This window comes from Cupriavidus sp. MEYA8 (assembly GCF_059278825.1).
The window spans coordinates 865,444-890,696 of the sequence record NZ_CM181221.1 but is presented as its reverse complement, the minus strand read 5'-3'; the positions used below and the strand labels follow the sequence as shown (position 1 = coordinate 890,696).

The 25,253-nt window shown below is 67.9% G+C and carries 23 protein-coding genes; 14 read left to right on the top strand and 9 right to left on the bottom strand.

Going from position 1 to position 25,253, the window contains the following annotated elements; genetic code table 11:
• Window positions 1–142: 142 nt before the first annotated feature.
• The 5 genes from AC5WJ1_RS04105 to AC5WJ1_RS04085 all read left to right on the top strand — a co-directional run bounded on the left by AC5WJ1_RS04105 (window position 143) and on the right by AC5WJ1_RS04085 (window position 5,463).
• Window positions 143–1,702 (top strand): ABC transporter ATP-binding protein, encoded by a 1,560-nt coding sequence (locus AC5WJ1_RS04105; RefSeq protein WP_195428221.1) that lies wholly within the window; start codon window positions 143–145, stop codon window positions 1,700–1,702.
• Window positions 1,695–2,804, top strand: coding sequence for an ABC transporter permease (locus tag AC5WJ1_RS04100; RefSeq protein ID WP_494476375.1), 1,110 nt, complete (start codon window positions 1,695–1,697; stop codon window positions 2,802–2,804). Before AC5WJ1_RS04105 ends, AC5WJ1_RS04100 begins: the two co-directional genes overlap by 8 nt.
• A gap of 17 nt (window positions 2,805–2,821) precedes the next feature.
• Window positions 2,822–3,742: an ABC transporter permease gene (locus tag AC5WJ1_RS04095; protein ID WP_133094069.1), complete on the top strand. Its 921-nt coding sequence runs from the start codon at window positions 2,822–2,824 to the stop codon at window positions 3,740–3,742.
• Between the two features lie 70 nt (window positions 3,743–3,812).
• Window positions 3,813–4,958 (top strand): BMP family ABC transporter substrate-binding protein, encoded by a 1,146-nt coding sequence (locus AC5WJ1_RS04090; RefSeq protein WP_195428222.1) that lies wholly within the window; start codon window positions 3,813–3,815, stop codon window positions 4,956–4,958.
• Window positions 4,959–5,169: 211 nt separating this feature from the next.
• Entirely contained in the window at window positions 5,170–5,463 is a 294-nt protein-coding gene (locus tag AC5WJ1_RS04085; protein ID WP_062797448.1) for a YkvA family protein, read from the top strand.
• Window positions 5,464–5,532: 69 nt separating this feature from the next.
• On the opposite strand, the gene AC5WJ1_RS04080 is transcribed toward AC5WJ1_RS04085, so the two are convergent.
• Genes AC5WJ1_RS04080 through AC5WJ1_RS04065 form a run of 4 tightly spaced genes read right to left on the bottom strand, consistent with a single transcriptional unit; the run spans window position 5,533 to window position 8,729 of the window.
• Window positions 5,533–6,510, bottom strand: a complete 978-nt coding sequence (locus AC5WJ1_RS04080; protein ID WP_195428224.1) for a quinone oxidoreductase family protein — start codon at window positions 6,508–6,510, stop codon at window positions 5,533–5,535.
• Window positions 6,511–6,552: 42 nt separating this feature from the next.
• On the bottom strand, window positions 6,553–6,954 hold the full coding sequence (locus AC5WJ1_RS04075; protein ID WP_195428350.1) for a methylglyoxal synthase: 402 nt from the start codon (window positions 6,952–6,954) through the stop codon (window positions 6,553–6,555).
• A gap of 44 nt (window positions 6,955–6,998) precedes the next feature.
• A complete protein-coding gene (locus AC5WJ1_RS04070) occupies window positions 6,999–7,787 on the bottom strand; it encodes an SDR family oxidoreductase (protein ID WP_133094065.1) in 789 nt (262 codons plus the stop codon).
• Between the two features lie 54 nt (window positions 7,788–7,841).
• Window positions 7,842–8,729 carry a DMT family transporter gene (locus AC5WJ1_RS04065; RefSeq protein WP_133094238.1) on the bottom strand — a complete coding sequence of 296 codons (888 nt, stop codon included), beginning with the start codon at window positions 8,727–8,729 and terminating at the stop codon, window positions 7,842–7,844.
• Window positions 8,730–8,973: 244 nt separating this feature from the next.
• Here AC5WJ1_RS04065 and AC5WJ1_RS04060 point away from each other — a divergent pair, with 244 nt between their 5' ends.
• Both AC5WJ1_RS04060 and AC5WJ1_RS04055 read left to right on the top strand, forming a co-directional pair.
• Window positions 8,974–9,978 (top strand): Bug family tripartite tricarboxylate transporter substrate binding protein, encoded by a 1,005-nt coding sequence (locus AC5WJ1_RS04060; protein WP_135704815.1) that lies wholly within the window; start codon window positions 8,974–8,976, stop codon window positions 9,976–9,978.
• Between the two features lie 67 nt (window positions 9,979–10,045).
• On the top strand, window positions 10,046–10,534 hold the full coding sequence (locus AC5WJ1_RS04055) for a MarR family winged helix-turn-helix transcriptional regulator (RefSeq protein WP_133094063.1): 489 nt from the start codon (window positions 10,046–10,048) through the stop codon (window positions 10,532–10,534).
• 71 nt (window positions 10,535–10,605) lie between these two features.
• On the opposite strand, the gene AC5WJ1_RS04050 is transcribed toward AC5WJ1_RS04055, so the two are convergent.
• Window positions 10,606–12,885 carry a xanthine dehydrogenase family protein molybdopterin-binding subunit gene (locus AC5WJ1_RS04050; protein ID WP_195428226.1) on the bottom strand — a complete coding sequence of 760 codons (2,280 nt, stop codon included), beginning with the start codon at window positions 12,883–12,885 and terminating at the stop codon, window positions 10,606–10,608.
• A gap of 70 nt (window positions 12,886–12,955) precedes the next feature.
• Here AC5WJ1_RS04050 and AC5WJ1_RS04045 point away from each other — a divergent pair, with 70 nt between their 5' ends.
• Window positions 12,956–13,723 carry a TetR/AcrR family transcriptional regulator gene (locus tag AC5WJ1_RS04045; RefSeq protein ID WP_195428228.1) on the top strand — a complete coding sequence of 256 codons (768 nt, stop codon included), beginning with the start codon at window positions 12,956–12,958 and terminating at the stop codon, window positions 13,721–13,723.
• 19 nt (window positions 13,724–13,742) lie between these two features.
• On the opposite strand, the gene AC5WJ1_RS04040 is transcribed toward AC5WJ1_RS04045, so the two are convergent.
• Genes AC5WJ1_RS04040 through AC5WJ1_RS04025 form a run of 4 tightly spaced genes read right to left on the bottom strand, consistent with a single transcriptional unit; the run spans window position 13,743 to window position 17,064 of the window.
• On the bottom strand, window positions 13,743–14,384 hold the full coding sequence (locus tag AC5WJ1_RS04040) for an N-carbamoylsarcosine amidohydrolase (RefSeq protein ID WP_133094060.1): 642 nt from the start codon (window positions 14,382–14,384) through the stop codon (window positions 13,743–13,745).
• Window positions 14,377–15,456, bottom strand: coding sequence for a 2,5-dihydroxypyridine 5,6-dioxygenase NicX family protein (locus tag AC5WJ1_RS04035; RefSeq protein ID WP_135704812.1), 1,080 nt, complete (start codon window positions 15,454–15,456; stop codon window positions 14,377–14,379). Before AC5WJ1_RS04035 ends, AC5WJ1_RS04040 begins: the two co-directional genes overlap by 8 nt.
• 13 nt (window positions 15,457–15,469) lie before the next feature.
• On the bottom strand, window positions 15,470–16,300 hold the full coding sequence (locus AC5WJ1_RS04030; protein WP_133094058.1) for an alpha/beta fold hydrolase: 831 nt from the start codon (window positions 16,298–16,300) through the stop codon (window positions 15,470–15,472).
• A gap of 11 nt (window positions 16,301–16,311) precedes the next feature.
• The gene (locus AC5WJ1_RS04025) at window positions 16,312–17,064 is read right to left on the bottom strand and encodes an aspartate racemase/maleate isomerase family protein (protein WP_368671147.1); all 753 of its coding nucleotides are present in this window, start codon (window positions 17,062–17,064) and stop codon (window positions 16,312–16,314) included.
• A gap of 352 nt (window positions 17,065–17,416) precedes the next feature.
• On the opposite strand from AC5WJ1_RS04025, the gene AC5WJ1_RS04020 reads away from it, so the two are divergent.
• From AC5WJ1_RS04020 to AC5WJ1_RS03995, 6 genes are all read left to right on the top strand, one after another.
• A complete protein-coding gene (locus tag AC5WJ1_RS04020) occupies window positions 17,417–18,577 on the top strand; it encodes an FAD-dependent monooxygenase (RefSeq protein ID WP_195428231.1) in 1,161 nt (386 codons plus the stop codon).
• A 96-nt stretch (window positions 18,578–18,673) separates the two neighbouring features.
• On the top strand, window positions 18,674–19,171 hold the full coding sequence (locus tag AC5WJ1_RS04015) for a (2Fe-2S)-binding protein (RefSeq protein WP_135704809.1): 498 nt from the start codon (window positions 18,674–18,676) through the stop codon (window positions 19,169–19,171).
• A 68-nt stretch (window positions 19,172–19,239) separates the two neighbouring features.
• Window positions 19,240–22,095, top strand: coding sequence for a c-type cytochrome (locus AC5WJ1_RS04010; RefSeq protein WP_135706223.1), 2,856 nt, complete (start codon window positions 19,240–19,242; stop codon window positions 22,093–22,095).
• A 590-nt stretch (window positions 22,096–22,685) separates the two neighbouring features.
• Complete coding sequence (locus tag AC5WJ1_RS04005) at window positions 22,686–24,086, top strand: MFS transporter (RefSeq protein WP_218959576.1); 1,401 nt, start codon at window positions 22,686–22,688, stop codon at window positions 24,084–24,086.
• A 162-nt stretch (window positions 24,087–24,248) separates the two neighbouring features.
• On the top strand, window positions 24,249–24,899 hold the full coding sequence (gene upp, locus AC5WJ1_RS04000) for a uracil phosphoribosyltransferase (protein WP_116317432.1): 651 nt from the start codon (window positions 24,249–24,251) through the stop codon (window positions 24,897–24,899).
• A gap of 136 nt (window positions 24,900–25,035) precedes the next feature.
• Window positions 25,036–25,197 (top strand): DUF3149 domain-containing protein, encoded by a 162-nt coding sequence (locus AC5WJ1_RS03995; RefSeq protein ID WP_133094054.1) that lies wholly within the window; start codon window positions 25,036–25,038, stop codon window positions 25,195–25,197.
• The last annotated feature ends 56 nt before the right edge of the window (window positions 25,198–25,253 follow it).

The following is a 25,253-nucleotide window of genomic DNA, read 5'->3' as shown; positions in this document are numbered from 1 at the left end:
TCACTTATATAATTCGTCACCTATATCGAGCATCACCAGTTCATGATGAATGCTGCAATGCGTCGCGGCGATCCTGCGCCACGCACTGCCGCGCTTTGACTCATCCGACGTTGCTGCCCTCACAACAACCCGAGCCGCCTCAGTGACATCACAAACCCCTCCCAGGCTGGCGCTTTCCCATATCAGCAAGCGCTATCCGGGCGTCGTCGCCAACGACGACGTCAGCCTTACCGTCGCACCCGGCGAGATCCACGCGGTCCTGGGCGAGAACGGCGCCGGCAAATCCACCCTGATGAAGATCATCTTCGGCGCCGTCCGGCCCGATGCCGGCGAGATGCACTTCAACGGGGCGCCGGTCACGATCAACAGCCCGCACGATGCCCGCAACCTGGGCATTGCCATGGTGTTCCAGCATTTCTCGCTGTTCGACACGCTGACCGTGACCGAGAACATTGCGCTCGGCCTGCCGGCCAGCCAGCAAGGCAACATGAAGCAGCTGGCCGAGCGCATCCGCGTCACCGCCGAACGCTACGGCCTGCCGCTGGAACCGAACCGCCACGTGCACACGCTGTCGGTCGGCGAGCGCCAGCGCGTGGAGATCGTGCGCGCGCTGCTGGCCAATCCGCAGCTGCTGATCCTGGACGAGCCCACTTCGGTGCTGACGCCGCAGGCGGTGGAGACGCTCTTCGTCACGCTGCGCCAGCTGGCCGGCGAAGGCACCAGCATCCTCTACATCAGCCACAAGCTCGACGAGATCCGCGCGCTGTGCCATCACGCCACCGTGATGCGCATGGGCAAGGTCACCGGCGTGTGCGATCCGCGGCAGGAAACCGCGGCGTCGCTGTCGCGGCTGATGATCGGCGGCGAACCGCCGCGCGAGGCGCGCGTGACTGCCTTCCGCGGTCCGGTGCAACTGAGCGTGCAGGAGCTGTCGCTGCCGCGCGCGCATGCCTTCGCCACCGAGCTGAGCCGGATTTCGCTGGACCTGCATGCGGGCGAGGTCGTCGGCATCGCCGGCGTCTCCGGCAACGGCCAGCAGGAGTTGTTGGCGGCGCTCTCGGGCGAGGACACGCGCGCGGCCAGCGCATCGGTGCAGATCGGCGGCAGGCCGGTGGGCAAGCTCGACGCGCGCCGGCGCCGCCGCGCCGGCCTCGCCTTCGTGCCGGAGGAACGCCTGGGCCGTGGTGCTGTGCCGGGCATGAGCCTGGCTACCAATGTCCTGTTGTCGCACCAGACGCGACCCTACGTGCGCAAGGGCATGATCTCGCCGAAGGCCGCCACCGGGCTGGCCACGGCGGTGATCGACCGCTTCCGCGTCAAGGCCAGCGGACCGGATGCGCTGGCGCGCAGCCTGTCCGGCGGCAACCTGCAGAAATTCATTGTCGGCCGCGAGATCGAAAGCGGCCCGAGGGTATTGATCGTGGCGCAACCGACCTGGGGCGTGGACGTGGGCGCCGCGGCGCAGATCCATAACGAGATCCTGGCGCTGAAGGCCACCGGCTGCGCCATCCTGGTGGTGTCGGAAGAACTCGACGAGCTGTTCGCGATCTGCGACCGGCTGCATGTTATCGCCAAGGGCCACCTGTCGCCGTCGGTGCCGACCGAAACTGCCACGCGCGAGCAGGTCGGCCTGTGGATGAGCGGCTTGTGGCAAGGCGGCCCCGCCAAGGCACACCCGGCGGAGGTGGCAAACCATGGCTGATGTGCGACGCCTCCTCCCCCGCTCCCCGCTAACGCTGGCACCGCGCGGGCTGCCGTCGCGCACCATGGCCTATGCCTCGCCGGTGGTTGCGCTGGCGCTGACGCTGCTGTTCGGCGCGCTGCTGTTCCTGGTGCTGGGCAAGGACCCGGTGGCCGCGCTCAAGGTCTTCCTGGCGGATCCGCTGCGCGACAAGCGCGCGATCGGCGAGGTGCTGCTGAAGACGGTGCCGCTGGTGCTGTGCGCGCTGGGGCTTTCGGTGTGCTACCGGGCCAATGTGTGGAACATCGGCGCCGACGGCCAGCTGATTGCCGGCGGCATCTGCGCCGGTGCCATGGTGCTGTATTTCGACGTGCCGGGGCAGGCCCTGAACGGCACCGTGGTTCTGGTACTGGCTTCGCTCGCCGGCATCGCCGGCGGCATGGCGTGGGCTTCGCTCACGGCGCTGCTGAAAGACAGGTTCAACGCCAACGAGATCCTGGTCTCGCTGATGCTCACCTATATCGCGCAGCAGTTGCTGCTGTGGGTGGTCAACGGGCCGCTGAAGGATCCCAATGGCATGAACTTCCCGCAGTCCAAGGTGTTCTCGTCCGAGTTCCTGCTGCCCAACCTGATGTCGGGCTCGCGCCTGCACGCCGGCTTTGCGGTGATGCTGGTGTTGGTGGTGGTGATGACGGTGTTCGTGTTCCGCAGCTTTGCCGGCTATCGGCTGCAGGTCGGCGGTACCGCGCCGGCGGCGGCGCGCTACGCGGGCTTTTCGGCGCGCAGCGCGTTGTGGAGCGCGCTGCTGATCTCGGGCGCGACCGCGGGGCTGGCAGGCGCGTTTGAAGTGGTCGGACCGATCGGCCAGTTGCTGCCGTCGATCTCGCCGGGCTACGGCTTCACCGCGATCATCGTCGCGTTTATCGGCCGGCTGCACCCGGTCGGCACCGTCTTCGGCGGCATCATGATGTCGCTGTTCTATATCGGCGGCGAGATGGCGCAATCGCGCCTGGGCCTGCCGTCGGCCATAGGCTGGGTGTTCCAGGGCATGCTGCTGTTCTTCCTGCTGGCCTGCGACACGCTGATCGAAAACCGCCTGCGCTGGCGCGCCACCACGGCCTGAGCGGAGCAAGAAAAAACATGGAACAACTCGCTCCCCTCATTGCCACCGCCATCAACGCCGGTACGCCGCTGCTGCTGGCGGCGCTGGGCCTGCTGATCAACGAACGCTCGGGCGTGCTCAACCTGGGCGCCGAAGGCATGATGCTGGTCGCCGCGGTGGCCGGCTTCATGGTCGGCTACCAGACCCAGTCGCCGATGCTCGGCTTTGCCGCCGGCGCGCTGGCCGGCATGCTGATGGCCACGCTGTTCTCGTGGCTGGCGCTGGTGCTGGCCACCAACCAGGTCGCCACCGGCCTGGCGCTGTCGATCTTCGGCACCGGGCTGTCGGCCTTCATGGGCCAGCGCTTCGTCGGCTTCGCCATGCCGGCGCAGGCCAAGGCCGTGCCGGGACTGGCCAACCTGCCTTTCTTCGGTCCGGCGTTCTTCCAGCATCACTGGATGGTCTATTTCAGCCTGCTGCTGTGCCTTGCCATCATGTGGTTCCTGTTCCGCACGCGCGCCGGCCTGACGCTGCGCGCGATCGGCGAGTCGCCGGAATCCGCGCACGCGCTGGGCTATCCCGTGCGCACCATCCGCTTCGGCGCGCTGCTGTTCGGCGGCGCCTGCTGCGGGCTGGCGGGCGCCTACCTGTCGCTGGTCTATACCCCGATGTGGGTCGAGAACCTGGTCGCCGGCCGCGGCTGGATCGCGCTGGCGCTGACCACCTTCGCCACCTGGCGTCCGGGCCGCGTGCTGATCGGCGCGTGGCTGTTCGGCGGCGTGACCATCCTGCAGTTCTACCTGCAGGGCATCGGCGTATCGGTGCCCTCGCAGTTCCTGTCGATGCTGCCGTACGCGGCCACCATCGTGGTGCTGGCGCTGATCTCGCGCAACCCCGCGTGGATACGGCTGAACATGCCGGCATCGCTGGGGAAGCCGTTCCGGCCCGGCAATGCCTGATCGCCAGTATCTGATCGATTTTTTTGACGGAAATCCCCGAGCTACCAAACAATTCACACAAGGAGAAATCATGATCGTCACGCGCAGGAAGACCCTGGCGGCGCTGGCCGCCACCGCAGTGCTGGCCCTGGCCGGCTGTGGCAAGAAGGAAGCCGAGAAGCCTGCCGAGACCGCGGGCCCGGCCTCCGCGCCGGCTGCCGCTGCCGCGGGCGAGCCGCTCAAGGTCGCCTTCGTCTATATCGGACCGGTCGGCGATGCCGGCTGGACCTACGCGCATGACAACGGCCGCAAGGCCGTGGAAGAAAAATTCGGCAGCAAGGTCAAGACCACCTTCGTCGAAAACGTGCCCGAATCCGCCGCCGACGCCGAGCGCGTGTTCCGCGACCTGGCCAGCCAGGGCAACAAGCTGATCTTCGGCACTACCTTCGGCTACATGGAGTCGATGCTCAAGGTCGCCAAGGAATTCCCGGACGTGAAGTTCGAGCACGCCACCGGCTTCAAGACCGCCGACAACCTGGCCCAGTACGACGTGCGCACCTATGAAGGCGCGTACCTGGCCGGCGTGGTCGCCGGCAAGATGAGCAAGACCGGCAAGATGGGCGTGGTCGCGTCGGTGCCCATCCCAGAAGTGATCCGCAATATCGACTCGTTCACGCTGGGCGCCCGCAGCGTCAATCCGAACGCCACGGTCAAGGTGGTGTGGGTCAACAAGTGGTTCGACCCGGGCAAGGAGCGCGAAGCCGCCACCACGCTGATCGGCCAGGGCGTCGACATGCTGATGCAGAACACCGACTCCGCCGCGGTGGTGCAGACCGCGCAGGAGAAGGGCGTGCATGCCTTCGGCTGGGACAGCGACATGACCAAGTTCGGCGACAAGGCCCACCTGGCCGCGTCGGTGATCTCGTGGGGCGTCTACTACAACAAGGTGGTGGAAGACGTGCTGAACAACCAGTGGAAGAACGGCACCACGTGGTGGGGCCTGAAGGAAGGCATGATCGACCTGAAGTCGTTCAACGCGGTCGTGCCCGAAGATGTGAAGAAGCTGGTCGAGGAGCGCAAGAAGGGCATTGCCGATGGCAGCGCGCCGATCTGGAAGGGTCCGATCAAGGACAACACCGGGACCGAGCAGCTGGCGAAGGATCAGGTCGCGGATGACAAGTTCCTGCATGGCGTGAAGTTCTACGTCGAGGGTGTAGAAGGGAAGATTCCGGGCTGATCGGTGCACCAAAGCCGCCCGGACTAGCCTAAGCAAGGTGTTCTCCCTCTCCCGCGCGCGGGAGAGGGGAGAAAACCGCAGGCATTGGCAGCCGCACCCCCACCGCCTCTCCCATCACATTGCCCCCGCGGAACTTGAAGCCGCCAACAACGGCCCAAGCTATCTGCGTATGCGCCAGTGTCAGGCGCGCGCCATGTGAAGGAGGCCTCTCATGTTGAAGCGATTTTCGGCCCTGTGGACGCTGGTACGCCGCGACGGGCGGCTGTTCTGGTACGCGCTGCGCCACCCGGATGCCCCGGCATGGCTGAAACCCGCGGCGATCGGGCTGCTGCTGTACGCGATTTCGCCGATCGACCTCGTGCCTGACGTGGTCGCCGGGCTTGGCATCATCGACGACGTGGTGCTGATCCCGCTGGCCGTCCACCTGATCCTGAAGCGCCTGCCGCCGCATATCCTGCGCCAGGCGCAGGCGCGCGCCACAGCCACCACGGTCCGGCCGCACTGAAGCCGCCAAAGAAAAATCCCCGGGGCACTCGCTGCGCCGGGGATTTTTTATGCCTGAGCGGAACCGGATTCAGCGCGGCAGCAGGATGGTCGAGCCGGTGGTCTTGCGCGCTTCCAGGTCGCGGTGCGCCTGCGCCACTTCCGACAACGCATATTGCTGGCGGATATCGACCTTGACCTTGCCGGTCATGACCGCATCGAACAGGTCGGCCACCATCGGCTCGAGCAGCTCGCGGTGCACCACGTAGGTCATCAGCGTCGGGCGCGTCAGCCGCAGCGAACCCTTGTTGCCGAGCACCGAGAGGTCGAACGGCGGCACCGGGCCCGAAGCATTGCCGAAGCTCACCATGGTGCCGCGCGGCGCCAGGCAGTCGAGCGAGCCCTGGAACGTATCCTTGCCGATCGAGTCATAGACCGCCGGCACGCCCTTGCCGTTGGTGATTTCCTTGACGCGGTCGACGAACGACTCGCGCGTGTAGACGATGGTATGGGCGCAGCCGTTGGCGCGCGCCAGCTCTGCCTTCTCGTCCGTGCCGACGGTGCCGATCACGGTCACGCCAAGCGCCTTGAGCCACTGGCTGACGATCAGGCCCACACCGCCGGCAGCCGCGTGCAGCAGCACCGTGTCGCCCGGCTGCGCCTGGTAGCTGTCGCGGATCAGGTATTGCGCGGTCAGGCCCTGCAGCATCATGGCCGCGGCGGTGTCGAACGGGATCGCGTCCGGCAGCCGCACCACGATATCGGCCGGCATCACGCGCACCTGCGCATACGCGCCGGTCGGACGGCCGGCATAGGCGACGCGGTCGCCCACGCTCACGTGGCCGACGCCCTCCCCCACGGCCTCGACCACTCCCGCGCCTTCCATGCCCAGGCCGCCCGGCAGCGGCTGCTTGTACAGGCCGGTGCGGAAATAGACGTCGATGTAGTTCAGGCCCACCGCTTCGTGGCGCACGCGCACCTGGCCGGGGCCGGGCTCGCCCACTTCCACATCGACCCACTGCATGACTTCAGGACCGCCGGTCTGCTCGATCCGGATGGCTTTGCTCATCTGCGTCGCTCCTAGTTGTGGTGTTGCATCGATCGGGGGAATTCAGCTTGCCTGCGCGCCGTCGGCCTCGTTGGCCAGGCCCGCGATCAACAGTTCGGCAGTAGCCACGTTGGTCGCGCACGGCACGTTGTGCACGTCGCACGCGCGCACCAGCGCGTTGATGTCGGGTTCATGCGGCTGCGGCGTCATCGGGTCGCGCAGGAACACCACGGCGCGCACGCGCCCTTCGGCCAGCTGCGCGCCGATCTGCAGGTCGCCGCCCCACGGCCCCGACAGCATGCGCGTCACTTCCAGTCCGACCTCGTCGATCAGGCGGCCGCCGGTCGTGCCGGTGGCCAGCAGCTCGCATTGCGAGAGGAACGCGCGATGGCGCGTGGCGAAGGCGACGATATCGTCCTTCTTGTGGTCGTGGGCGATCAGCGCGATGCGAGGGCGTGTCATCAGTAATTCCTGGTTGGGGTGGTGAGACTGCAGCAGGCTGGTGGAAATCAGAACGTGCCGGGGTAGGCGCCGCCGTCGATCAGCAGGTTCTGCCCGGTGATATAGGCAGCCTGGCGGCTGCACAGGAAGGCGCAGGCAGCGCCGAACTCGGCCGGCTCGCCGAAGCGGCGCGTCGGGTTCTGCGCGGCACGGCGCTGCGCCACTTCCTCGACGCTCAGGCCGGCCTTCTGGGCGCCGCCTTCCATGGTCTTGCGCAGGCGATCGGTATTGAACGGCCCGGGCAGCAGGTTGTTGATGGTCACGCCATGCTGCGCCACTTCGCGCGCCACGCCCGCGACAAAGCCGGTCAGGCCCGAGCGCGCGCCGTTGGACAGCCCCAGCACGTCGATCGGCGCCTTGACCGCGCCGCTGGTGATATTGATGATGCGGCCCCACTTGCGCGCGATCATGCCGTCGACGGTGGCCTTGATCAGCTCGATCGGGGTCAGCATGTTGGCGTCGAGCGCGGCGAGCCAGTCGCTGCGCTCCCAGTCGCGGAAGTTGCCCGGCGGCGGGCCGCCGGCGTTGTTGACCAGGATGTCGAGGTCGCCCAGCCTGGCGGCGGCGTCCAGCGCCGCCTTGCGGCCTTCGGGCGTGGTGATGTCGGTCGCCACCGCGATCACGCGGCGGCCATGGCGGGCGCGCAGGTCGGCGGCGGCCTTCTCCAGCGCCTCGGCGCCGCGCGCCACGATCACCACGTCAACGCCTTCCGCCGCGAGGGCGTCGGCGCAGGCCAGGCCAAGGCCCTTGCTGGCGCCGCACACCAGCGCATGCTTGCCACGCAATCCCATGTCCATGTGTTTCTCCTTTGTCTGTTGTGTTGGTACGGCCGGGAGCGCCCGGCCGATGCATCAATTTCTCTTTGCCGAGAGCAGGTACATGCCGCCCATCACCAGCGCGCCGCCGGCCAGCTGCACGCCGCTGATCGGCTCGCCCAGCAGCCAGTAGCCGAGCAACAGCGTCGATACCGGGCCGATCATGCCGGCCTGCGAGGCCAGCGGCGCACCGATGCGCGCCACCGCGACCATGGTCATCGACACGGGCAGCACCGTGCAGAACACCGCATTGACGAGTGACAGCCACATCACCGGCGCCGGCTGCGCCAGCTCGGCCACGGGCCGGCCCAGCGCCACATACTGGATCACGCAGCAGGCGGTGGACACGCACATCGCATAGGCCACCAGCCGCAGCGAGCCGATGCGCCGCACCAGCTCGCCGCTCAGGATCAGGTAGACAGCGTACGTCATGGCACTGCCCAGGACCAGCGCGCCGCCCAGCCACACCTGGCCGCCGCTGACGTCGAGGTCATGGGCAAAGACCAGTACGATGCCGGCATACGCCAGCAGCAGCGACAGCCACTGGCGCGAACTGATCGGCCGCCGGAACACCAGCGCGGTGGCCAGCAGCACGAACGACGGCGTCAGGAACAGGATCAGCCGCTCCAGCCCGGCGGTGATGTACTGCAGGCCGATGAAATCCAGGAAGCTCGACAGGTAATAGCCGATGAAGCCGAGGAACACCACGCGCCCGCGGTCCGCCCACGACAGCGGCGCCAGGCGGCGCGACTGCCACCAGCCGATCGCCATGAACAGCGGCACGGCGAACAGCATGCGCAGCGTCAGCACCATCACGGCATCGACGTTGTAGCGGTACATCAGCTTGGCGACGATCGCCTTGGCGGAGAACAGCACCGCGCCGACGGCGGCGATGGCAAGCCCCGCGCGCTGCGGCGACGGCAGCGCGGCAGGCGCGGCGAGGGACTTCTGGGAGACGGACACGGGAATACGTGGAAAGCGGGCCGCAGGGCCGGCGCACCGGCCCCGCGCGGCCCCGCGAAGCGACCCGACGATTGTATTCGAAAAGACGCAACCGCATCGGCGGTGCCCCCGGCCCTGCCCTGCCTGCGGCCTATCCCCTACAATGGCCGCGCGCCGCCTGCGTCACGGCCGGCGCCACAATAACAACCCCAGGAGACTTCTCGCCATGCCAATCCACCCCGCACACGCCGGCCGCCGCGCGCTGCTGCTCGCTGCCCTGACCGGGGCCGCGGCGCTCGCCGCCAGCTTCAGCGCCGCCGCCGCGCCCGGCGACGGCTATCCGTCCCGTCCGATCCGCTTTGTCGTGCCCTACGCCGCCGGCGGCACCACCGACCTGGTGGCGCGCACGGTCGGCCAGCGCGTGGGCGAGAAGCTCGGCCAGCCGGTGGTGATCGAAAACCGCCCCGGCGCCGGCGGCAACGTAGGCATGGACGCGGTGGCCAAGGCCGCGCCGGACGGCTACACCATCGGCTTCGGCGCGATCTCCACCAACGCGCTCAACCCGCATATCTACAAGCAGGTGCCGTTCGACCCGCGCAAGGACTTCACCGCGATCAGCCTGCTCGGCACGTCGACCATCGTGCTGGAGGTCAGCCCGGCGCTGCCGGTGAAGACCGTCAAGGAACTGGTGGCCTACGCCAAGGCCAACCCGGGGCTGACCTATGCGACGGCGGGCACCGGCACCTCGATGCACCTGGCCGGCGCGATGTTCGCGCAGATGACGCAGACCAGCCTGACGCATGCGCCTTACAAGGGCAGCAGCCCGGCCATCAACGACATGCTGGGCGGCCATATCAGCGTGATGTTCGACAACCTGCCGGCATCGCTGCCGCATATCCAGGCGGGCAAGCTGCGTGCGCTGGCGGTGGCCGGCAAGCAGCGCTCGCCTTCGCTGCCCGACGTGCCGACGCTGGCCGAGGCGGGCTTGCAGGGCTATGCGGTCGAGCCATGGTTCGGGGTCTTTGGTCCGGCCAACCTGCCGGCGCCGGTGGTGCAGGCGCTGAACAGCGCCTTCGTCGAGGCGCTGGCCCGTCCCGATGTGCGCGAGAAGCTGGTGCAGGCGGGCTTCAATCCCAAGGGATCGAGCGCGGCCGAACTGCAGGCGCTGACGCAGTCGGAATACGAGCGCTTCGGCACGGTGGCGAAGACTGCCGGGATCACTGTGGAGTAGTAGCAGTAGCGGACCAGCAGGCAGCGGATATACTCGGGGCACGCTCATCCAACGCATCACCATCGACGTGCCCAACCCCTCCGCATCCTCCGCATCGTCAGCAGACCAGGCCGCCCCCGACTACGATTTCACCGAGCAGGTGGGCCACCTGCTGCGCCGCGCGTACCAGCGCCACGTGGCGATCTTCCAGCAGACCATCCCGGATTCGCAGCTCACCGCGGCGCAGTTCGTGGTGCTGTGCGCGGTCAGGGACCGGCAGCCGTGCTCGCTGAATGAAGTGGTGCGCGCCACGGCGATCGACCAGGCGACGGTGCGCGGCATCATCGAGCGGCTGAAGGCACGCAAGCTGATTGCGGTGTCGCATGACCCGAACGACCGGCGCAAGGTGGTGGTGACGGTGACCCCCGGGGGGCTGGCGTTGATCGACGAGACGGTGCCGTTTGCGAAGCAGATCTCGGAGCAGACGTTTGGCAGCCTGAATCCGGCGGAGCGAGTGGCGGTGACTTACCTGCTGCGGAAGATGAGCGAGATCGATGAGGGGAATGGCGGCGTGTAAGTGAGACCTCCACCATGCCGCCGGTTTGCTCCCTCTCCCGCTTGCGGGAGAGGGAGCAAACCACCAGTTGGTTAAGGGCGCTCGCTCCTTAGCGCCGCCAACACTGTCTCCGGCACGAACGGCGGCCGCCGCAGACGCACGCCGATCGCATCGAACAACGCATTGGCAATTGCCGGCGCCCCCGGCAGCGATGCCGACTCCCCTGCCCCCATCGGCGGCTCTTCCTGCCGCGGCATCAGCACCACCTCGATCGGCGGGATCTCCGGAAAGGTCAGCAACGGATAGCTGCCCCACTCGCGGCTGGCGACACCGTCGGCGTCGAAGCGCACCTGCTCCTTCAACACCCGGCTCAAGGCCTGCACCACGTTGCCGTGGATCTGGTGGCGCACGCCGTCCGGGTTGACCATCATGCCGGTGTCCTGCCCGACCACCAGTTTCTCCACGGCGATGCGGCCCGTTGCCGCCTCCACCGCCACGTCGACCACCCATGCCGCCCATGCCGCGCCGAAGCCTGGGAAGCGGCTGTGGATATAGCGCGCATAGGCAACGCCGCGCCCGCGCAGCATGCCGTCGTTGCCAGCCTTGCCACGCGAACCGTGCGCGCCCCGCTGCCAGCCCGCCGCGTCGGCCACCGCGCGCAGCAGTTCGGCTGCGCGCGTGTCCGGCAAATGACGCAGCCGGAAATCGATCGGATCGGCGCCGGCTTCGGCAGCCAGTTCATCGATCACGCATTCATGCGCGAACGAATTCGGCAGCGCCGATACGCCACGCAACCATGACGCGCGCACGATGGCGGGCGTGTCGTCGCAGCCGATGCGGCGCGCGCGGTAGTCATACGGCGGCACCGCGGTGCGGTCGCCCATTTCCAGCGTGCGCGGCGCGTTGGGCACGATGCCGGCGAGCACCAGCGCCAGCGTCGGCGCATCGTTGGACGGATAGCGGCTGGTGAAGTCATAGCCGAGCAGTTCGCCGTCGGCGCCCAGCGTTGCGCTGACATCCATCAGCTGGGCCGCGCCCTTGGGTTCCCACAGGTGCTCCTGCTCGCGCGACAGCTGCACGCGCACCGGATGGCCGACGGCGCGCGACAGCAGCGCGGCATCGGCGCAGACATCGTCCGCGCAATTGCGGCCGTAGCAGCCCGAGGCTTCCATGCGCACGATCTCGATGCGGTCCTCGCCCAGCCCGCACAGGCGTGCCAGGTCGATGCGCAGAACATGCGGATTCTGCGTGCCCGACCATACCGTCAGGCCATCCTCATGCCAGTGCGCAACCGCGCATGAGGGGCCGATCGAACCGTGCATCTGGTATGGCCAGACGTAATGGCGATCCAGCGTCTTGCCGGTACCGGCCGCAGGCATCTCGCCGTCATTCAGCAGTTCGCGCCGCGTTGCGGGGTTGGCGCGCAGCGCGGGTTCAGGGTCGGCGAGCGACGGCATCGGCGGCACGGGTTTCCACTGCACCCGCAGCTTGCGCGCGGCAAGCACCGCGTACTCTTCACGCTCGGCCACCACGCCGACGAAGTCGCCCTGCACCACCACGTCGACCAGTCCCGGCACATCGCGCACCGATTCGCGGTCGACCGCGAGCAGGCTGTTGCCGACGAAGCCGCCGCTGTCGCGCCCGGCGTAAGGTGGCCGCACCACGCGCCCATGCAGCATGCCGGGCACGCGCACGTCATGGACGAAAGTCAGCACACCGCGTGCCTTGTCGGGGATATCGACGCGTCCGGCCGGGCGGCCGACGATGCGGTAGGCCTCCACCGGCTTGATCGCCACGTCGTCTGCCAACGGCAGCGCCACGTGATCGCCTTGCACCAGCGCGCCATAGCCGATGGCGGCGTCGGCCCCGCGCACGCGGAACTCGCCATCCTGCGCTTCCAGCTGGTCGGGCGCCACGCCAAGCTGTTGCGCGGCGCGCGCCAGCAGCCACGCGCGCGCCTGCGCCGCGGCACGGCGCAGCGGGATCGCGGAAATCTGGATCGATGCGCTGGCGATGGTCGGCCCCTGGTTGGGGGTGGCTTCGGTATGGCCCAGCACCATGCGCACCCGCGACAGCGGCACGTCGAGTTCTTCCGCCACGATCTGCGCCAGCGCCGTGCGGATGCCGGTGCCAAGGTCGACATGGCCGTTGAAGGCCAGCACCTCGCCACTGTCGCGCACGGCGATGAAGATATCGGGCAGCGCCGGCACGTAGTCCGACGCCGCGCCGGGCTGGCCGGGCGCGGGACGCGCCGCCGCCTGCGGCGCGCGCGTGACCAGCAGCACGCCGACGGCCTGCAGCAACGCCAGCCGCAGTGCGCGCGGCGTGGCGGGATCGGCCTGTGCCGCGGGTTGCAGCGTTGTTGCGGTCATCGTCTTCCCATCTCCTTCAACGGGGCCCCCGTTATACTGCCAGCCAACGGAGTCAGAGCCACCAATCATCATGACGAACACCACCGCGGCGAAACCTGCCGCCAAGCAGGCTCCCAAGCGGGCTGCCCCAGGCACGCGGGCCAGGCAGGCGCAGGACAGCCGCGACCGCATCCTGAAAGCGGCGATCAAGGTCTTCGCCCAGCGCGGCTATGACGGCGGCCGCATCGAACGCATTTCGTCGCTGGCCAAGACCTATGACCGGATGATCTACTACTACTTCGGCAGCAAGGAAAAGCTGTTCGTCGAAGTGCTGGAGACCATCTACCTGCAGCTCAACGAAGCCGAGCAGCAGCTCGAGCAGGAACTCGACGCCGCCGACCCGGTGCGCGCGCTGTCGCAGCTGGTCGACTTCATCTGGCAGTACTACCTCGGCCACCCCGAATTCGTCGCGATCCTGTCCAGCGAGAACATGAGCCAGGGCAAGCACGCGAAGAAGTCGGTCCGCCTCAAGGAAATCTCCAGCTACGCGCTGTCGGTGCTCGACGGGATCCTCACACGCGGCAAGTCCGCCGGGCTATTCCGTCCCGAGACCGGCGCGCGCGATGTCTACATGGTGATCGCCTCGCTCGGCTACTTCTACAACTCCAACCATCATACGCTCAGCGCCTTCCTGGGCGAGGCCATGATGAGCCCGCCCGCCTTGGCGCACTGGCGCGATGTGATCCAGCAGACAGTGCTGCGCACGGTGACGCTGCCCGGCGCCGTGCCGGAAGCCAGCGTGCCGCCGGCTACGCCGGCGCGCAAGGCCGCACGCAACAGGCGCGCGGCTGCAGGCTGAGACGCGGCGCCGGGTCGCCTCAGGCGGCGGCGCGGACGCCCTCACCCGCAATCCGCGCCAGCGCCTCGTCGCGCGCCAGCACGGTCGCGTACTTCTGCGCCATGTCGAACAGGTTGGCATCGTGCGGCCCGATGGCGCGGTCGCCCACGCAATCGGACACCACCAGCGGGCGGAAGCCCAGCGACATCGCATCGACCACGCTGGCGCGCACGCAGCCGCTGGTGACGCAGCCGGCCACCAGCAGCGTCTGCACGCCGCGCTGCGTCAGCCACGCCGCCAGCGAGGTGCCGAAGAACGCCGACGGCACCGTCTTGCGCACCACCAGCTCGCCCGGCGCGGGCACGAGCTCGGGCACGAGCTGGCTGTTGTGGCCATCTTCCTTCAGCGTCAGCATGCCGGGCACCTTCAGCGTGAAGATGTTGTGGTCACTGTCGTCGTCGGCGAACACGATGCGGCTGTGCGCCACCGGCCAGCCCTGCTCGCGCGCGGCGCGCAGCAGCGGCTGCGTGTTGCGGATGGCCTCGGGGATATTGCCGCCACCGAACACGGCCGGGTCGGCAAAGCCGTTGACGAAGTCGATGATCAGCAGCCCGTACGGCGCTTTCAATTCCATCGACGCGCCGAACCCTTGGCGCTGGTAGGTCTGCACTGCGTCATCCATGGCGCGAATCCTTGTAGAGCGATGCGGCGGGAGCATGGTGCCCGTCCATCACCTTGCCGCGCACCACCACCGGCTCGCCGTCGAGGCTGACCGTGCAGTGGCGCACCGGGATATCGATATGGCAGGCAGTGGTGCGGCTGCCGCCTGCCTCGTTGTTGGGGCCGAACGAGCACAGGAAATTGCCTTCATACGCACGCGCGTCCATGCCGATGGTGGCCTCGCGGTCGTACATCGCCAGCGCCGACCAGCTGGCGCGCGGCTGCAGGCCCCAGCCGATATGCGACATCGCATACGCTTCCGGGTCGTTGAACGAGGCCATGTAGTCGGCCAGCAGCTCGGCATCGACACCGCCTTCGATGCGGCGCACGTAGCCGGCCTCCACCGTGATGCGGATCGGCGCCTGCAGATAGGACTTCATCGGCAGCAGGATGTCGCCGCGGTCCAGCACGATGGTGCCGTTGGTGCCGCCCTCGTCCGGCCAGGTCAGCACGAAGCCGCTCGGCCAGTGGTCCCAGCGGCCGGGCTCGTCGACAAAGCCGTACTCGCTGATTGCCGGGAATTCACCCAGCCTGCAGCGCAGATCCATGCCCGCCTCGGACACGATATGCATCTCTCCCGCGCGGCCCAGCCGTTCAGTGGCAGCCTTGACGCGGGCGCGGTCGGCCTCGGTCGGCACCAACCGGGCCAGCACTTCGGGCGGCTCCACCGCCAGCAGGATCTTGGTGCCGCCGGACAGTATCTCGTGCTGCTCGGGCGAGAACAGCAGCGTCATCAGGTCCAGCACCAAATCGCTTGCTTTCAATGCGGCAATCGCCGCCGGATTGCCGGTCAGCGGCGTGGTGCCGAGATAGGCCAGTGCGTCGCGGCTGAGCGCCTTCTCGCCGTTAACCGGCGGCAGGTCGAGCCGGTTGACGATGGCGCCCATCGACTGCGCCGCCACCATCGCCGTACGCAGCGTCTGCGGATGCGTGGCCGCGCCGGTCAGCACGGTGACGGTCTGCCCCGGCTGCAGCTTCGACAGCGTCAGCACCTGCTTCCACGCTGCGGTCAGGTCGTAATCGCTTACGGGCATGTTCCCTCCTTGATCAGTTCAGCGCCGCGCCGAGGAAGTCGCCGAAGGCACGATAGAAGCCGGGCTCATCGTCCCACGGGATCATGTGGCCGGCATTGGCGACATGCGCGACCAGCAGCGCGGGCAGCAGCCTGCGCATTTCCTGCACGTCTTCCTCGCGGATCACGTCGCCGCGGCCCGCGGTCATCAGCAGGACCGGCACATCGACCTGCGGCAGGTCGGCGTGGATATCGTCTTCATGGAAGCCGTTGAAGCTGGCCAGGATCGCGCGCTCGTCGCAGGTATGCAGCCATTGCGCGCGCAGGCGCAGCTGGTCTTCAGTCCATGTGGGGCAGAAGCGGCGCATGCCTTCCGCGTCGATGCCCTGCTGTGCCAGCCGGATCGAATCGATGTACCACGGCAATTGCGCCGGATAGGCGCGGCGCCCCGGGCCCGACACCGGCGGATCGACCAGCACCAGCCGCGTCAGGCCAGCGGGCTTGCTATGCGCGGCGCGGATGCCGATGCGCGCGCCCATGGAATGGCCGACGATGGCGTAGCGCTGCAGCCCGAGCGCTTCGGCAAACGCGATCACGTCGGCGGCCTGCGCATCGAGGCTATAGTCCAGCTCCGCGCCGGCCTGCGACAGCCCGCGGCCGCGCACGTCGAGCACATAGGTATCGAACTGCCGCCCGAACTGCTCGCCGACGAAGCCCCACGTGACCGCCGGGCTGGTGATGCCGGGCACGATGATCAAGGCATCGCGCTGCGCGCGCGCGCCGTCCTGGCCGCCATAGCGCAGGTAGTGCTGCCGGATGCCGTTGGCATGGACGTTGCCGCCGTAAAGGAAAGTACTGGTCGCCATGGCCGGCTCCTTCAGTAGGCGCCGGACAGCAGCGCGCCCGCGCCCGGCACCACCGGCTCGAGGCCCAGGCGCTTGAGCATTGCATAGGTGGTGGCGATGGCGGCGGTGACCACCGGCTTGCCCGTCATTGCCTCGACCTTGGCCACCGCCGGCAGCGACGGCATCTGTACGCAGGCGGACAGCACGATCACGTCGGCATCGGCGACATCCATCTGCGCGACGATCTCCGGCAGCCGCGACGGATCGTGGCGGCCGACGTCGAGGTTGTCGGGGATCTCCAGCGCGCGGTAGTCGACCACCTCGTAGCCCTCATTGCGGATGTAGTCGACCACCAGCTCGGTCAGCGGCTTCATGTACGGCGCCACCACGGCGATGCGCCTGGCGCCCATCACCTTGAGCGCATCGACCAGCGCGCCGGCGCTGGTGATCACCGGCGCGTCGCCGCCGTTCTCGGCGGTGTGCGCCTGCAGCCGCTGCTCGGAGACGCGGTGGTAGCCGTGGCCCATCGCCATGATCGCCACCAGGCAGGCATAGCCGAGCACGTCGACGCGGGCGTCGCTCAGCTCCACCGCGCAGCGGTCGGATTCGGCATCCATGGCCGCCAGTTCCTCCTTGACCACCTTCTTCATCCGCATGCGGCTGGAGTGGAAGGTAAAGCGCTCCGGACGCACCAGCTGGCGCGCGGCCAGCATCGCCGGGATCTCGGTTTCCATCGTGGTGTTGGAGCTCGGCACGATCTGGCCGATTCGGAAAACTTTCTGCACTGTCGACTCCGTTATCTGTTTGTCTGTCTACCCGCCTGCCCTGCCCGGATGGCCTTGCATGCTGCGAATCGATTGTAGTGTACACACTTTATATAGGCAAATAGAATCTGCACCAAGCGCGATTCACTCGTTCAGTGCATACTTAATTAACCAATCCCTTGTTTAGCGCACAAATTCACCGTATTAAAGCATCGTGCGCAGACATTCATAAGATCATAAGGGTTTTCCATAGGACCCTCATTTTCTTCCTTGCCCTTGATATTTTGAGTGTGTACACTCGTTTTCAACGGTCGACCACATAGGTCGCCCAAGCCCCCATCGACCCATGTGTCATTGCCCCAGGAGAAATAACGTGCAAGGCAAACCGCGAATCGCAGTTGTCGGCGCCGGACTCGGAGGAACGGCCGCGGCCGCCCTGCTGCAGCGAGCCGGCTTCCAAGTCAGGCTGTATGAACAGGCACCGGCGTTCTCGCGCCTGGGAGCGGGCATCCACGTGGGGCCCAACGTGATGAAGATCATGCGGCGCATCGGCATCGAGGACGCGCTCAACAACATGGGCTGCCACCCCGACTTCTGGTACAGCCGCGACGGCCTGACCGGCGAAGTGATCGCGCAGATCCCGCTGGGCGACTACGCGGAGCGGCACTATGGCGCCAGCTACCTGACCGTGCACCGCGGCGACTTCCACAAGCTGCTGACCGACGCCGTGGCGCCGGGCACGCTGTTCTTCAACAAGAAGCTGGAAAGCGTCACCGACCGGGGCGACGTGGTCGAGCTGCGCTTCACCGATGGCACGCTGGACCAGGCGGATATCGTGATCGGCGCCGACGGTGTCAACTCCCGCATCCGCGAGACCCTGCTGGGCGCCGAGCCTCCCAAGTACACCGGCTACGTCGCGCACCGCGCGGTGTTCCCGATCTCGCGCGTCAAGGGCTTCACGCACGAGCGCTGCACCAAGTGGTGGACCGACGACCGCCACATGATGGTGTACTTCGACACCAGCAAGCTGGACGAGATCTACTACGTCACCGGCGTGCCCGAGCCCGAGTGGGACATGAGCAAAAGCTGGGTGCCGAGCAGCATCGAGGAAATGCGCACCGCGTTCGACGGCTGGCACGAAGGCGTGCAGTCGCTGATCGAAGGCACGGTCGAAGTGACCAAGTGGCCCCTGCTGGAGCGTGACCCGCTGCCGCTGTGGAGCCGCGGCCGCCTGGTGCTGCTGGGCGATGCCTGCCACCCGATGAAGCCGCACATGGCGCAAGGCGCCGCGATGGCGATCGAAGATGCCGCCATGCTGACGCGCTGCTTCACCGAGACCGGCCTGGACGACTACGCCGCCGCGTTTGCGCTGTATGAAGCCAACCGCGCCGAGCGCGCCGGCAGGGTCCAGCTGGTCTCGCACAACAACACGTGGCTGCGCAGCAACGAGAACCCGGACTGGTGTTTCGGCTACGATGTGTTCAACGTGCCGCTGGTGTCGGCCGGGCGTACGCCGCTGTCCGCGGCGGCGTAACACCGACCTTAGGCCTGACCTGAACCTGCACGCCGCAGCCCCTCGCACGAAGGGGCGCGGCGTGCCTGCCGCGTGATCTGCAACTTGCCGCCCCCGATGAACACGCCTCGCCCCCTGACGCTACAAGTCAACCACGCGGAGCACACGCTCAGCGTGGCGCCCGACACGCCGCTGCTCTATATCCTGCGCAACGACCTGGCCTGCAATGGCCCCAAGTACGGTTGCGGGCTGGGCCAGTGCGGCGCGTGCACGGTGCTGGTCGACGGCCTGGCCGCGCGCTCATGCGTGCTGCCGGTCAGGGCCGCGGTGGGCCACGCGGTCACCACGCTGGAAGGCCTGGGCACGGCGGAGCATCCCGACCCGGTGCAGCAGGCCTTTATCGACGAGCAGGCCGCACAATGCGGCTATTGCCTGAACGGCATGATCATGACCGCGAAGGCGCTGCTCGCGCAGAATCCCGATCCTGACGAAGCGCAGATCCGCGAGGCGCTGCGCTTCAACCTGTGCCGCTGCGGCACGCATGTGGAAATCGTGCGCGCAGTGCAGCGCGCCGCGGTGCTGATGCGGCAGGCTGGCGTGGGAGCGGCATCGTGAAGCAGGAACTCGTGCGACAGGCCGTGCAAACCGGCGCCCTGGCGAAACATGAGCCACCGCCGGCTTCCATGTGCCTCGTCGCCCATGTGCTGACGCCGCCAGGGCTGCGCTGGATCGACGGCAAGCCGTTGGTACCACGCCTGCTCGGCGCGGAGCGCGATGCCGCGCTGGCGTTGCCCGGCGTGCGCGCGGCCGTGGTGCGCAACCAGTTTGCGGGCGTGGCCGCGGAAAGCGATGCCTTGGCGGCCGACGCCGCCAGGGCCCTGCAGGCACGCTGGTCGGCGCCGCCTCGCGCGGATGAAGCTCCCGTACCGCGCCACGCCGTTGCGCGGCGCGGTGACGCCACCCGCGCGCTCGCCAGCGCCGCCACGCGCCACGCGCAGCACTACCAGTGGCCGCTGGCCGGCACCGGGACCGAAGCGTTCTGCACCGCGATCGCGGACTGGCGCGACGGCATGCTGTATGTGTGGCTGCCAAGCCTGCGCCACGGCGCACTGCGCGAAGAACTGGCCGCGCTGCTGGGCATTGCGCCGCAACAGGTCGCGCTGGCCGGGTGGCAGGCGGCCGCCGACGCCGGCGATCCGGCCCTGCTCGCCCACCACGCGGCCGCCGACGCCGCACTGCTGGCCCATGCCGCCGGCAAACCCGTGATGCGCCGGCTGTGCGCCGGCGATATCGGCCTGTCCGGTGCGCAGCTCGCCGTATGCATCGACAGCGCGCGCAGCGGCAATGCCATCGACGCCTACGCCGCAACACTGGCCGGCACGGCTCCGCCGCCGGTGCCGCTGGCACTTTGGCTCACGCATACGGCGTCGCCCGTGACGGACACCGGCGACAGCGGCAGCGCAGTCATGCCGCCCTACCGCATTCCCGATGTCGATGTCGGCAGCGCCGGCGCTGTAGCCGCTTTCGATGCCGCACCGCTTGCGGCGGCGCGCGCCCATGTCTTTGCGCGAGAATCCCATCTCGATGAAATCGCCGCCGCATCCGGCACCGACCCGGTCGCGCTGCGGCTTTCGCACCTCGACGACTCACGCGGCTCGGCCCTCGTCAGGCAGGTCAGCGAGCGCTCCGGCTGGACGCCATCCGTTCCGCATGCCGCCACATCGGCAGGCAATGTGCGGCGCGGGCGCGGTTTTGCCTATGCGCACACCGTCGACCACGACGCCGGCCAGAGCTGGTCGGCATGGGTGGCGGAAGTCGAAGTCGATGGCACCACCGGCGAGCTGGCCGTCACGCGCGTGACGGTGGGGCATGACAGCGAATCGCTGGCGCCCGCGCAAGCCACACCTGCTGCGCGCTCGCTGGAGCAGGCTGTTGCCGACGCTACCCTGCAATTGACCGCTGTCAGCCCGGCATTCGATACCTGGCCTGCCACGGAGGCTTCTGCCAACCAATCGCTCCCCGCCGTCGCAACCAGCGCAGTATTGCCGGAGGTCCACCTGGCTGGCACGCTCACCGAGCGTGACCAACTGGCCGCAGGCCCGGCCGATACGCTGCCCGCGGCTGCCGCCGTGGCCAACGCCATCTTCGACGCCACCGGCGTGCGCCTGCGCACGCCGCCCTTCAGCGCCGAACGCATCCGCCTGGCGCTGGCCGAGAGTGAGGACAAGCGCGCCGGCAAGCGCAGCAAGCGCGGCTGGATCGCCGCCGCTGCCGCGACCGCGGCCGGCCTGTGCGCAACGCTGATGCCGTGGCGCGCGCCGATCGCGCCGGTCGCACCGCCCGGGCCCGGCTTCTATTCCGCGGCCACGCTGGAACGCGGCCGCCTGGTGGCCGCGGCAGGTGACTGCGCGGTATGCCATACCGTCCCCGGCGGCGTGAAGAATGCGGGCGGCCTGCCGCTGGAAACGCCGTTTGGCACGGTCTATAGCACCAACATCACGCCCGATGTGCAGACCGGCATCGGCAACTGGTCGTTCGCCGCCTTCGAGCGCGCGATGCGCGAGGGCATCCACCGGGACGGACGGCGCCTGTATCCGGCCTTCCCCTACACCGCGTTCGCCAAGGTCAGCGATGCCGACATGCAGGCGCTGTATGCGTACCTGATGTCGGCCGAGCCGGTGAAGTCAGAGGTGCCGCAGACCCGGCTCACGTTCCCGTTCAACCTGCGTCCGCTGCTGGCGGGCTGGAACCTGCTGTTCCATCGCGACGCACCCTTCAAGCCCGACCCCGCGCGCTCCGCGCAGTGGAACCGCGGCGCGTATCTCGCCGAGGGGCTGGGCCATTGCAGCGCCTGCCATTCGCCGCGCAACGCGCTCGGCGGGGAACAAGGCGGGCGCAAGTACCTGACTGGCGGCAGTGCCGAAGGCTGGGAGGCACCGCCGCTGACATCGCTCTCCCACGCACCGGTGCCGTGGACCGAGGCGGCGCTGTTTACCTACTTGCGCGGCGGCTATGCACCGCATCACGGCGCCGCCGCAGGACCGATGGCGCCGGTGGTGGAAGAACTCGCGCAGTTGCCCGAATCGGATGTGCGCGCGATCGCGCATTACGTCGCGTCATTCGGCACGCCGCCGCCAGCGCCTTCCGTGCTCGACGCGCAGGCTGCCAGACTCGAACAACGCAGCGCACAGGCTGCACGCACCCTCGGCGGCCCCGGTGAACGCCTATACCAGAGCGCCTGCGCGGTGTGCCATCAATCAGACCAGGGCATCGCGCAGTTTGGCGTAAAGCCGTCGCTCGCACTCAACACCAACTTGCACAGCAAGCTGCCCGACAACGTGATCCAGGTGCTGCTGCAAGGCATGCCCGCGCCGCCCAACAGCGAGCTGGGCGCGATGCCGGCCTATGCCGACACCTTCGACGACCGGCAGATCGCGCAGCTGGCGCAGTACCTGCGCGCGCGCTTTGCCCCCGACCAACCCGCCTGGCAGGACCTGGAGAACACCGTCGCGCGGCTGCGCGCGGCGCCTGCCCACTGAAGACCAGCGGAGGGCCTTCGCGGCCGGCCCGCCGCGCCTTCGCATCCATCCTGACAGTATCCGTGCCGTGCCTGGCAGGGCGCTTTGCCACCGGGCAGGGAGGCCTGCGCCGACAGATCGGCGCACTGCGCGCCAGGCGCGGGAAAACCCCAAGGAGAGAAACCGCAGTTCGGCCTTGCCCGCCAGTTTCATGTAGCTTACGCTGAACGATCATGTAGCGCGCACTACATGAGTGCCGGCATCGATACCAAAAGCCGCGCCGCGGTGCCTCCCGGCACAAGGACGGCGCAAGAACCGCGCACACAAGCGGCAGACGAGACAACAAGACCACAAGATTGGCCCTTTACATCACCGGAAGCGCTGGCCCCGGGGCTTGCGTAGTCCCTCGCCGTGCCGACCGGGAACCCGGGCCCGGACAACCAAGGGTAGACAACAAGGAGTGACTATGTCGTATCAGTACCAGGAAGGTGTTGCGAGAGGACTACCTGGCCAGGTCTGGCCTCGCTAGCTTGGGGTAGCCACAGGTTTCGCCGCATCGCGGTGCTTGGCTTCCGAATTCAAGAATCAGCCTATAAAGACAGGTAGACAAAATGTCGTCATCAATTTCCTCAATGGCAGCAACGACCATCCCCGAAGCGACGATCAGCGTGCCCCCGCAGTCAAGCGCGCGGGCATCGTCGTCCCAGACCATCACGATCGAGCAAGGCATCCGCGCAGCCGGTGTCGGCCGGTTCCAGTATCGGCTGTTCGGCATTTTCGGCCTGGTGTGGCTGGCCGACGCGATGCAGGTCCTGTCGATCGGATTCACCGCGCCTTCCATTGCCGCGACATTCGGCATCCCCGTGCCGAGCGCCTTGCAGACCGGGACGATGTTCTTCGTCGGCATGCTGATCGGCGCCTTCGCGTTCGGCCGGCTGGCGGACCGGATCGGCCGCCGGCCGGTGCTGATGATGGCGGTGATCCTTGACGCCATCTGTGGCGTCGCCTCCGCCTTCGCCCCGGATTTCCAGTGGCTCCTGCTGCTGCGCTTCCTGACCGGCATCGGCGTGGGCGGCACGTTGCCCGTCGACTACACCATGATGGCCGAGTTCCTGCCCTCTGACCGGCGCGGCCGCTGGCTGGTGCTGCTGGAGTCGTTCTGGGCCGTCGGCACGATCCTGCTCGCCGTCCTGGCGCTGGTCGCCGTCTCGCAAGGCAACGATGCCTGGCGCATGATCTTCTTTGTCACCGGCCTCCCTGCGCTGGTCGGCGTAGTGGTTCGGTTCTTTGTGCCAGAGTCGCCGCTCTACCTGAATAAATCGGGGCGCTCGGAAGAGGCCCGCGCTGTGCTGCAGCGCGTTGCCAAGGCCAATCGGGTTTCGGTCGAGATCGCCCCGCTGGAGCCGCAGAAGATGGAGCGCAAATCGGTGTTCGCGCTGTTCGCGGCCGGATGCCGGCGCCGCAGCATCTGCCTGCTTGCTGCGTGGATGCTGATCTCGATCGCCTATTACGGTGTCTTTGTCTATCTGCCGGTAAAGCTGGCCGGCCAGGGCTTTGGCTTCATGCGTGGCCAGGTCTTCCTGATCCTGCTCGCGCTGGTCCAGCTCCCCGGCTTCGCGCTCGCCGCGCACGGCGTGGAGCGCTGGGGTCGCAAGCCGACCCTGATCGGCTTCCTGCTGCTCAGCGCCGCGGGCTGCATGCTGTACAGCCTGGGCACGTCCACCGCGCTGATCGTCGGCTCCACCCTGTTGATGAGCTTCGCGCTGCTGGGCACCTGGGGCGCGCTCTACGCCTTCACGCCGGAGGTGTACCCGACGGACCTGCGGGCCAGCGGCATGGGCACCGCCGGTGCGATGGCACGATTCGGTGGCCTGTTCGCCCCTTCGATCATTGCGCCGATCATGGCCACCCAGTTCACGCTCGCGCTTGGGTTGCTTTCGTCGTTCCTGGCGGTGGCGGCGTTTGCCATCTTCATGGTGGATATCGAGTCCAAGGACCGCGCGCTGGACTGACGCCCGCCGGATAAGGCCAGCTTGCCGGGGACCGGGCCGCAGCCGCGCTGCGGCCCGCTTCCATTACAATCCGGCTACAACGGCGCGGCGGCCGGGTCCACCCGACCCGGCCGCCCGCTCCAGCCGCTTGCCCCTATCCCCGCCGAGCCCTCGCCGCCAGCCATGAAACAAGATCCGCGCTTTCCCAACCTGTTTATCCTCGACCACCCGCTGATCCAGCACAAGCTCTCGCACATGCGCGACAAGGAAACGTCCACGCGCACCTTCCGCGAGCTGCTGCGCGAGATCACGCTGCTGATGGGCTATGAGATCACGCGCAACCTGCCGCTGACCACGCGCCGCATCGACACGCCGCTGGTGGAGCTGGATGCGCCGGTGATCGCCGGCAAGAAGCTGACCATCGTCCCGGTGCTGCGCGCCGGCGTGGGCATGAGCGATGGACTGGTCGAGCTGATCCCGTCGGCGCGCATCGGCCATATCGGCGTGTACCGCGACGAGCAGCACCGCCCGGTCGAATACCTGGTGCGGCTGCCAGACCTGGAAGACCGCAGCTTTATCCTGTGCGATCCGATGGTGGCGACCGGCTACTCGGCCGTGCATGCGGTGGAAGTGCTCAAGCGCCGCGGCGTCAAGGACGAGGCCATCACCTTCGTCGCGCTGGTGGCGGCGCCGGAAGGCGTGGAGGTGTTCCAGAAGGCGCATCCGGGCGTGAAGCTGTTCGTGGCCTCGCTGGACAGCCACCTGGATGCGGATGCGTACATCGTGCCGGGCCTCGGCGACGCGGGCGACCGGCTGTTCGGCACCAAGAACTGACGCGTGCCGGCGCGGCGCGGGCTTGACCAGCCTCAATAGCCCGCGCCGCCTGGCTCCCTAAACTGGCGACACCCGCTGGCGACACCCGCTGGCGGTTCTTCCGCCGGCACATGCCGCCAACCCGAGGGAGCCAACCATGGAAGCCATCAAGATTCTCTTCAGCACCAGCACCGGCCTGATGAGCCTGGGCGTGATCGTTTTCATCATCGGCATGGGCTGGTTCTTCGCCCGGATGTTCGCGCGCAAGATGCGCGAGGATGCGGCGGCCGCGAAGGCGCAGGCCGGACAGCGGCAATAGCGCGTCCTGCGAGCTGATCGTTTGCTCCCCTACCCGGCGAGCGGGAGAGATGAGCA

Coding starts and splice junctions, on each gene's coding strand:
- AC5WJ1_RS04100 (WP_494476375.1), top strand. CDS start 1,695: ATGGCTGATGTGCGACGCCTCCTCCCCCGCTCCCCGCTAACGCTGGCA.
- AC5WJ1_RS04095 (WP_133094069.1), top strand. CDS start 2,822: ATGGAACAACTCGCTCCCCTCATTGCCACCGCCATCAACGCCGGTACG.
- AC5WJ1_RS04090 (WP_195428222.1), top strand. CDS start 3,813: ATGATCGTCACGCGCAGGAAGACCCTGGCGGCGCTGGCCGCCACCGCA.
- AC5WJ1_RS04085 (WP_062797448.1), top strand. CDS start 5,170: ATGTTGAAGCGATTTTCGGCCCTGTGGACGCTGGTACGCCGCGACGGG.
- AC5WJ1_RS04080 (WP_195428224.1), bottom strand. CDS start 6,510: ATGAGCAAAGCCATCCGGATCGAGCAGACCGGCGGTCCTGAAGTCATG.
- AC5WJ1_RS04070 (WP_133094065.1), bottom strand. CDS start 7,787: ATGGACATGGGATTGCGTGGCAAGCATGCGCTGGTGTGCGGCGCCAGC.
- AC5WJ1_RS04060 (WP_135704815.1), top strand. CDS start 8,974: ATGCCAATCCACCCCGCACACGCCGGCCGCCGCGCGCTGCTGCTCGCT.
- AC5WJ1_RS04050 (WP_195428226.1), bottom strand. CDS start 12,885: ATGACCGCAACAACGCTGCAACCCGCGGCACAGGCCGATCCCGCCACG.
- AC5WJ1_RS04045 (WP_195428228.1), top strand. CDS start 12,956: ATGACGAACACCACCGCGGCGAAACCTGCCGCCAAGCAGGCTCCCAAG.
- AC5WJ1_RS04040 (WP_133094060.1), bottom strand. CDS start 14,384: ATGGATGACGCAGTGCAGACCTACCAGCGCCAAGGGTTCGGCGCGTCG.
- AC5WJ1_RS04035 (WP_135704812.1), bottom strand. CDS start 15,456: ATGCCCGTAAGCGATTACGACCTGACCGCAGCGTGGAAGCAGGTGCTG.
- AC5WJ1_RS04030 (WP_133094058.1), bottom strand. CDS start 16,300: ATGGCGACCAGTACTTTCCTTTACGGCGGCAACGTCCATGCCAACGGC.
- AC5WJ1_RS04015 (WP_135704809.1), top strand. CDS start 18,674: ATGAACACGCCTCGCCCCCTGACGCTACAAGTCAACCACGCGGAGCAC.
- AC5WJ1_RS04010 (WP_135706223.1), top strand. CDS start 19,240: ATGTGCCTCGTCGCCCATGTGCTGACGCCGCCAGGGCTGCGCTGGATC.
- AC5WJ1_RS04005 (WP_218959576.1), top strand. CDS start 22,686: ATGTCGTCATCAATTTCCTCAATGGCAGCAACGACCATCCCCGAAGCG.
- upp (WP_116317432.1), top strand. CDS start 24,249: ATGAAACAAGATCCGCGCTTTCCCAACCTGTTTATCCTCGACCACCCG.
- AC5WJ1_RS03995 (WP_133094054.1), top strand. CDS start 25,036: ATGGAAGCCATCAAGATTCTCTTCAGCACCAGCACCGGCCTGATGAGC.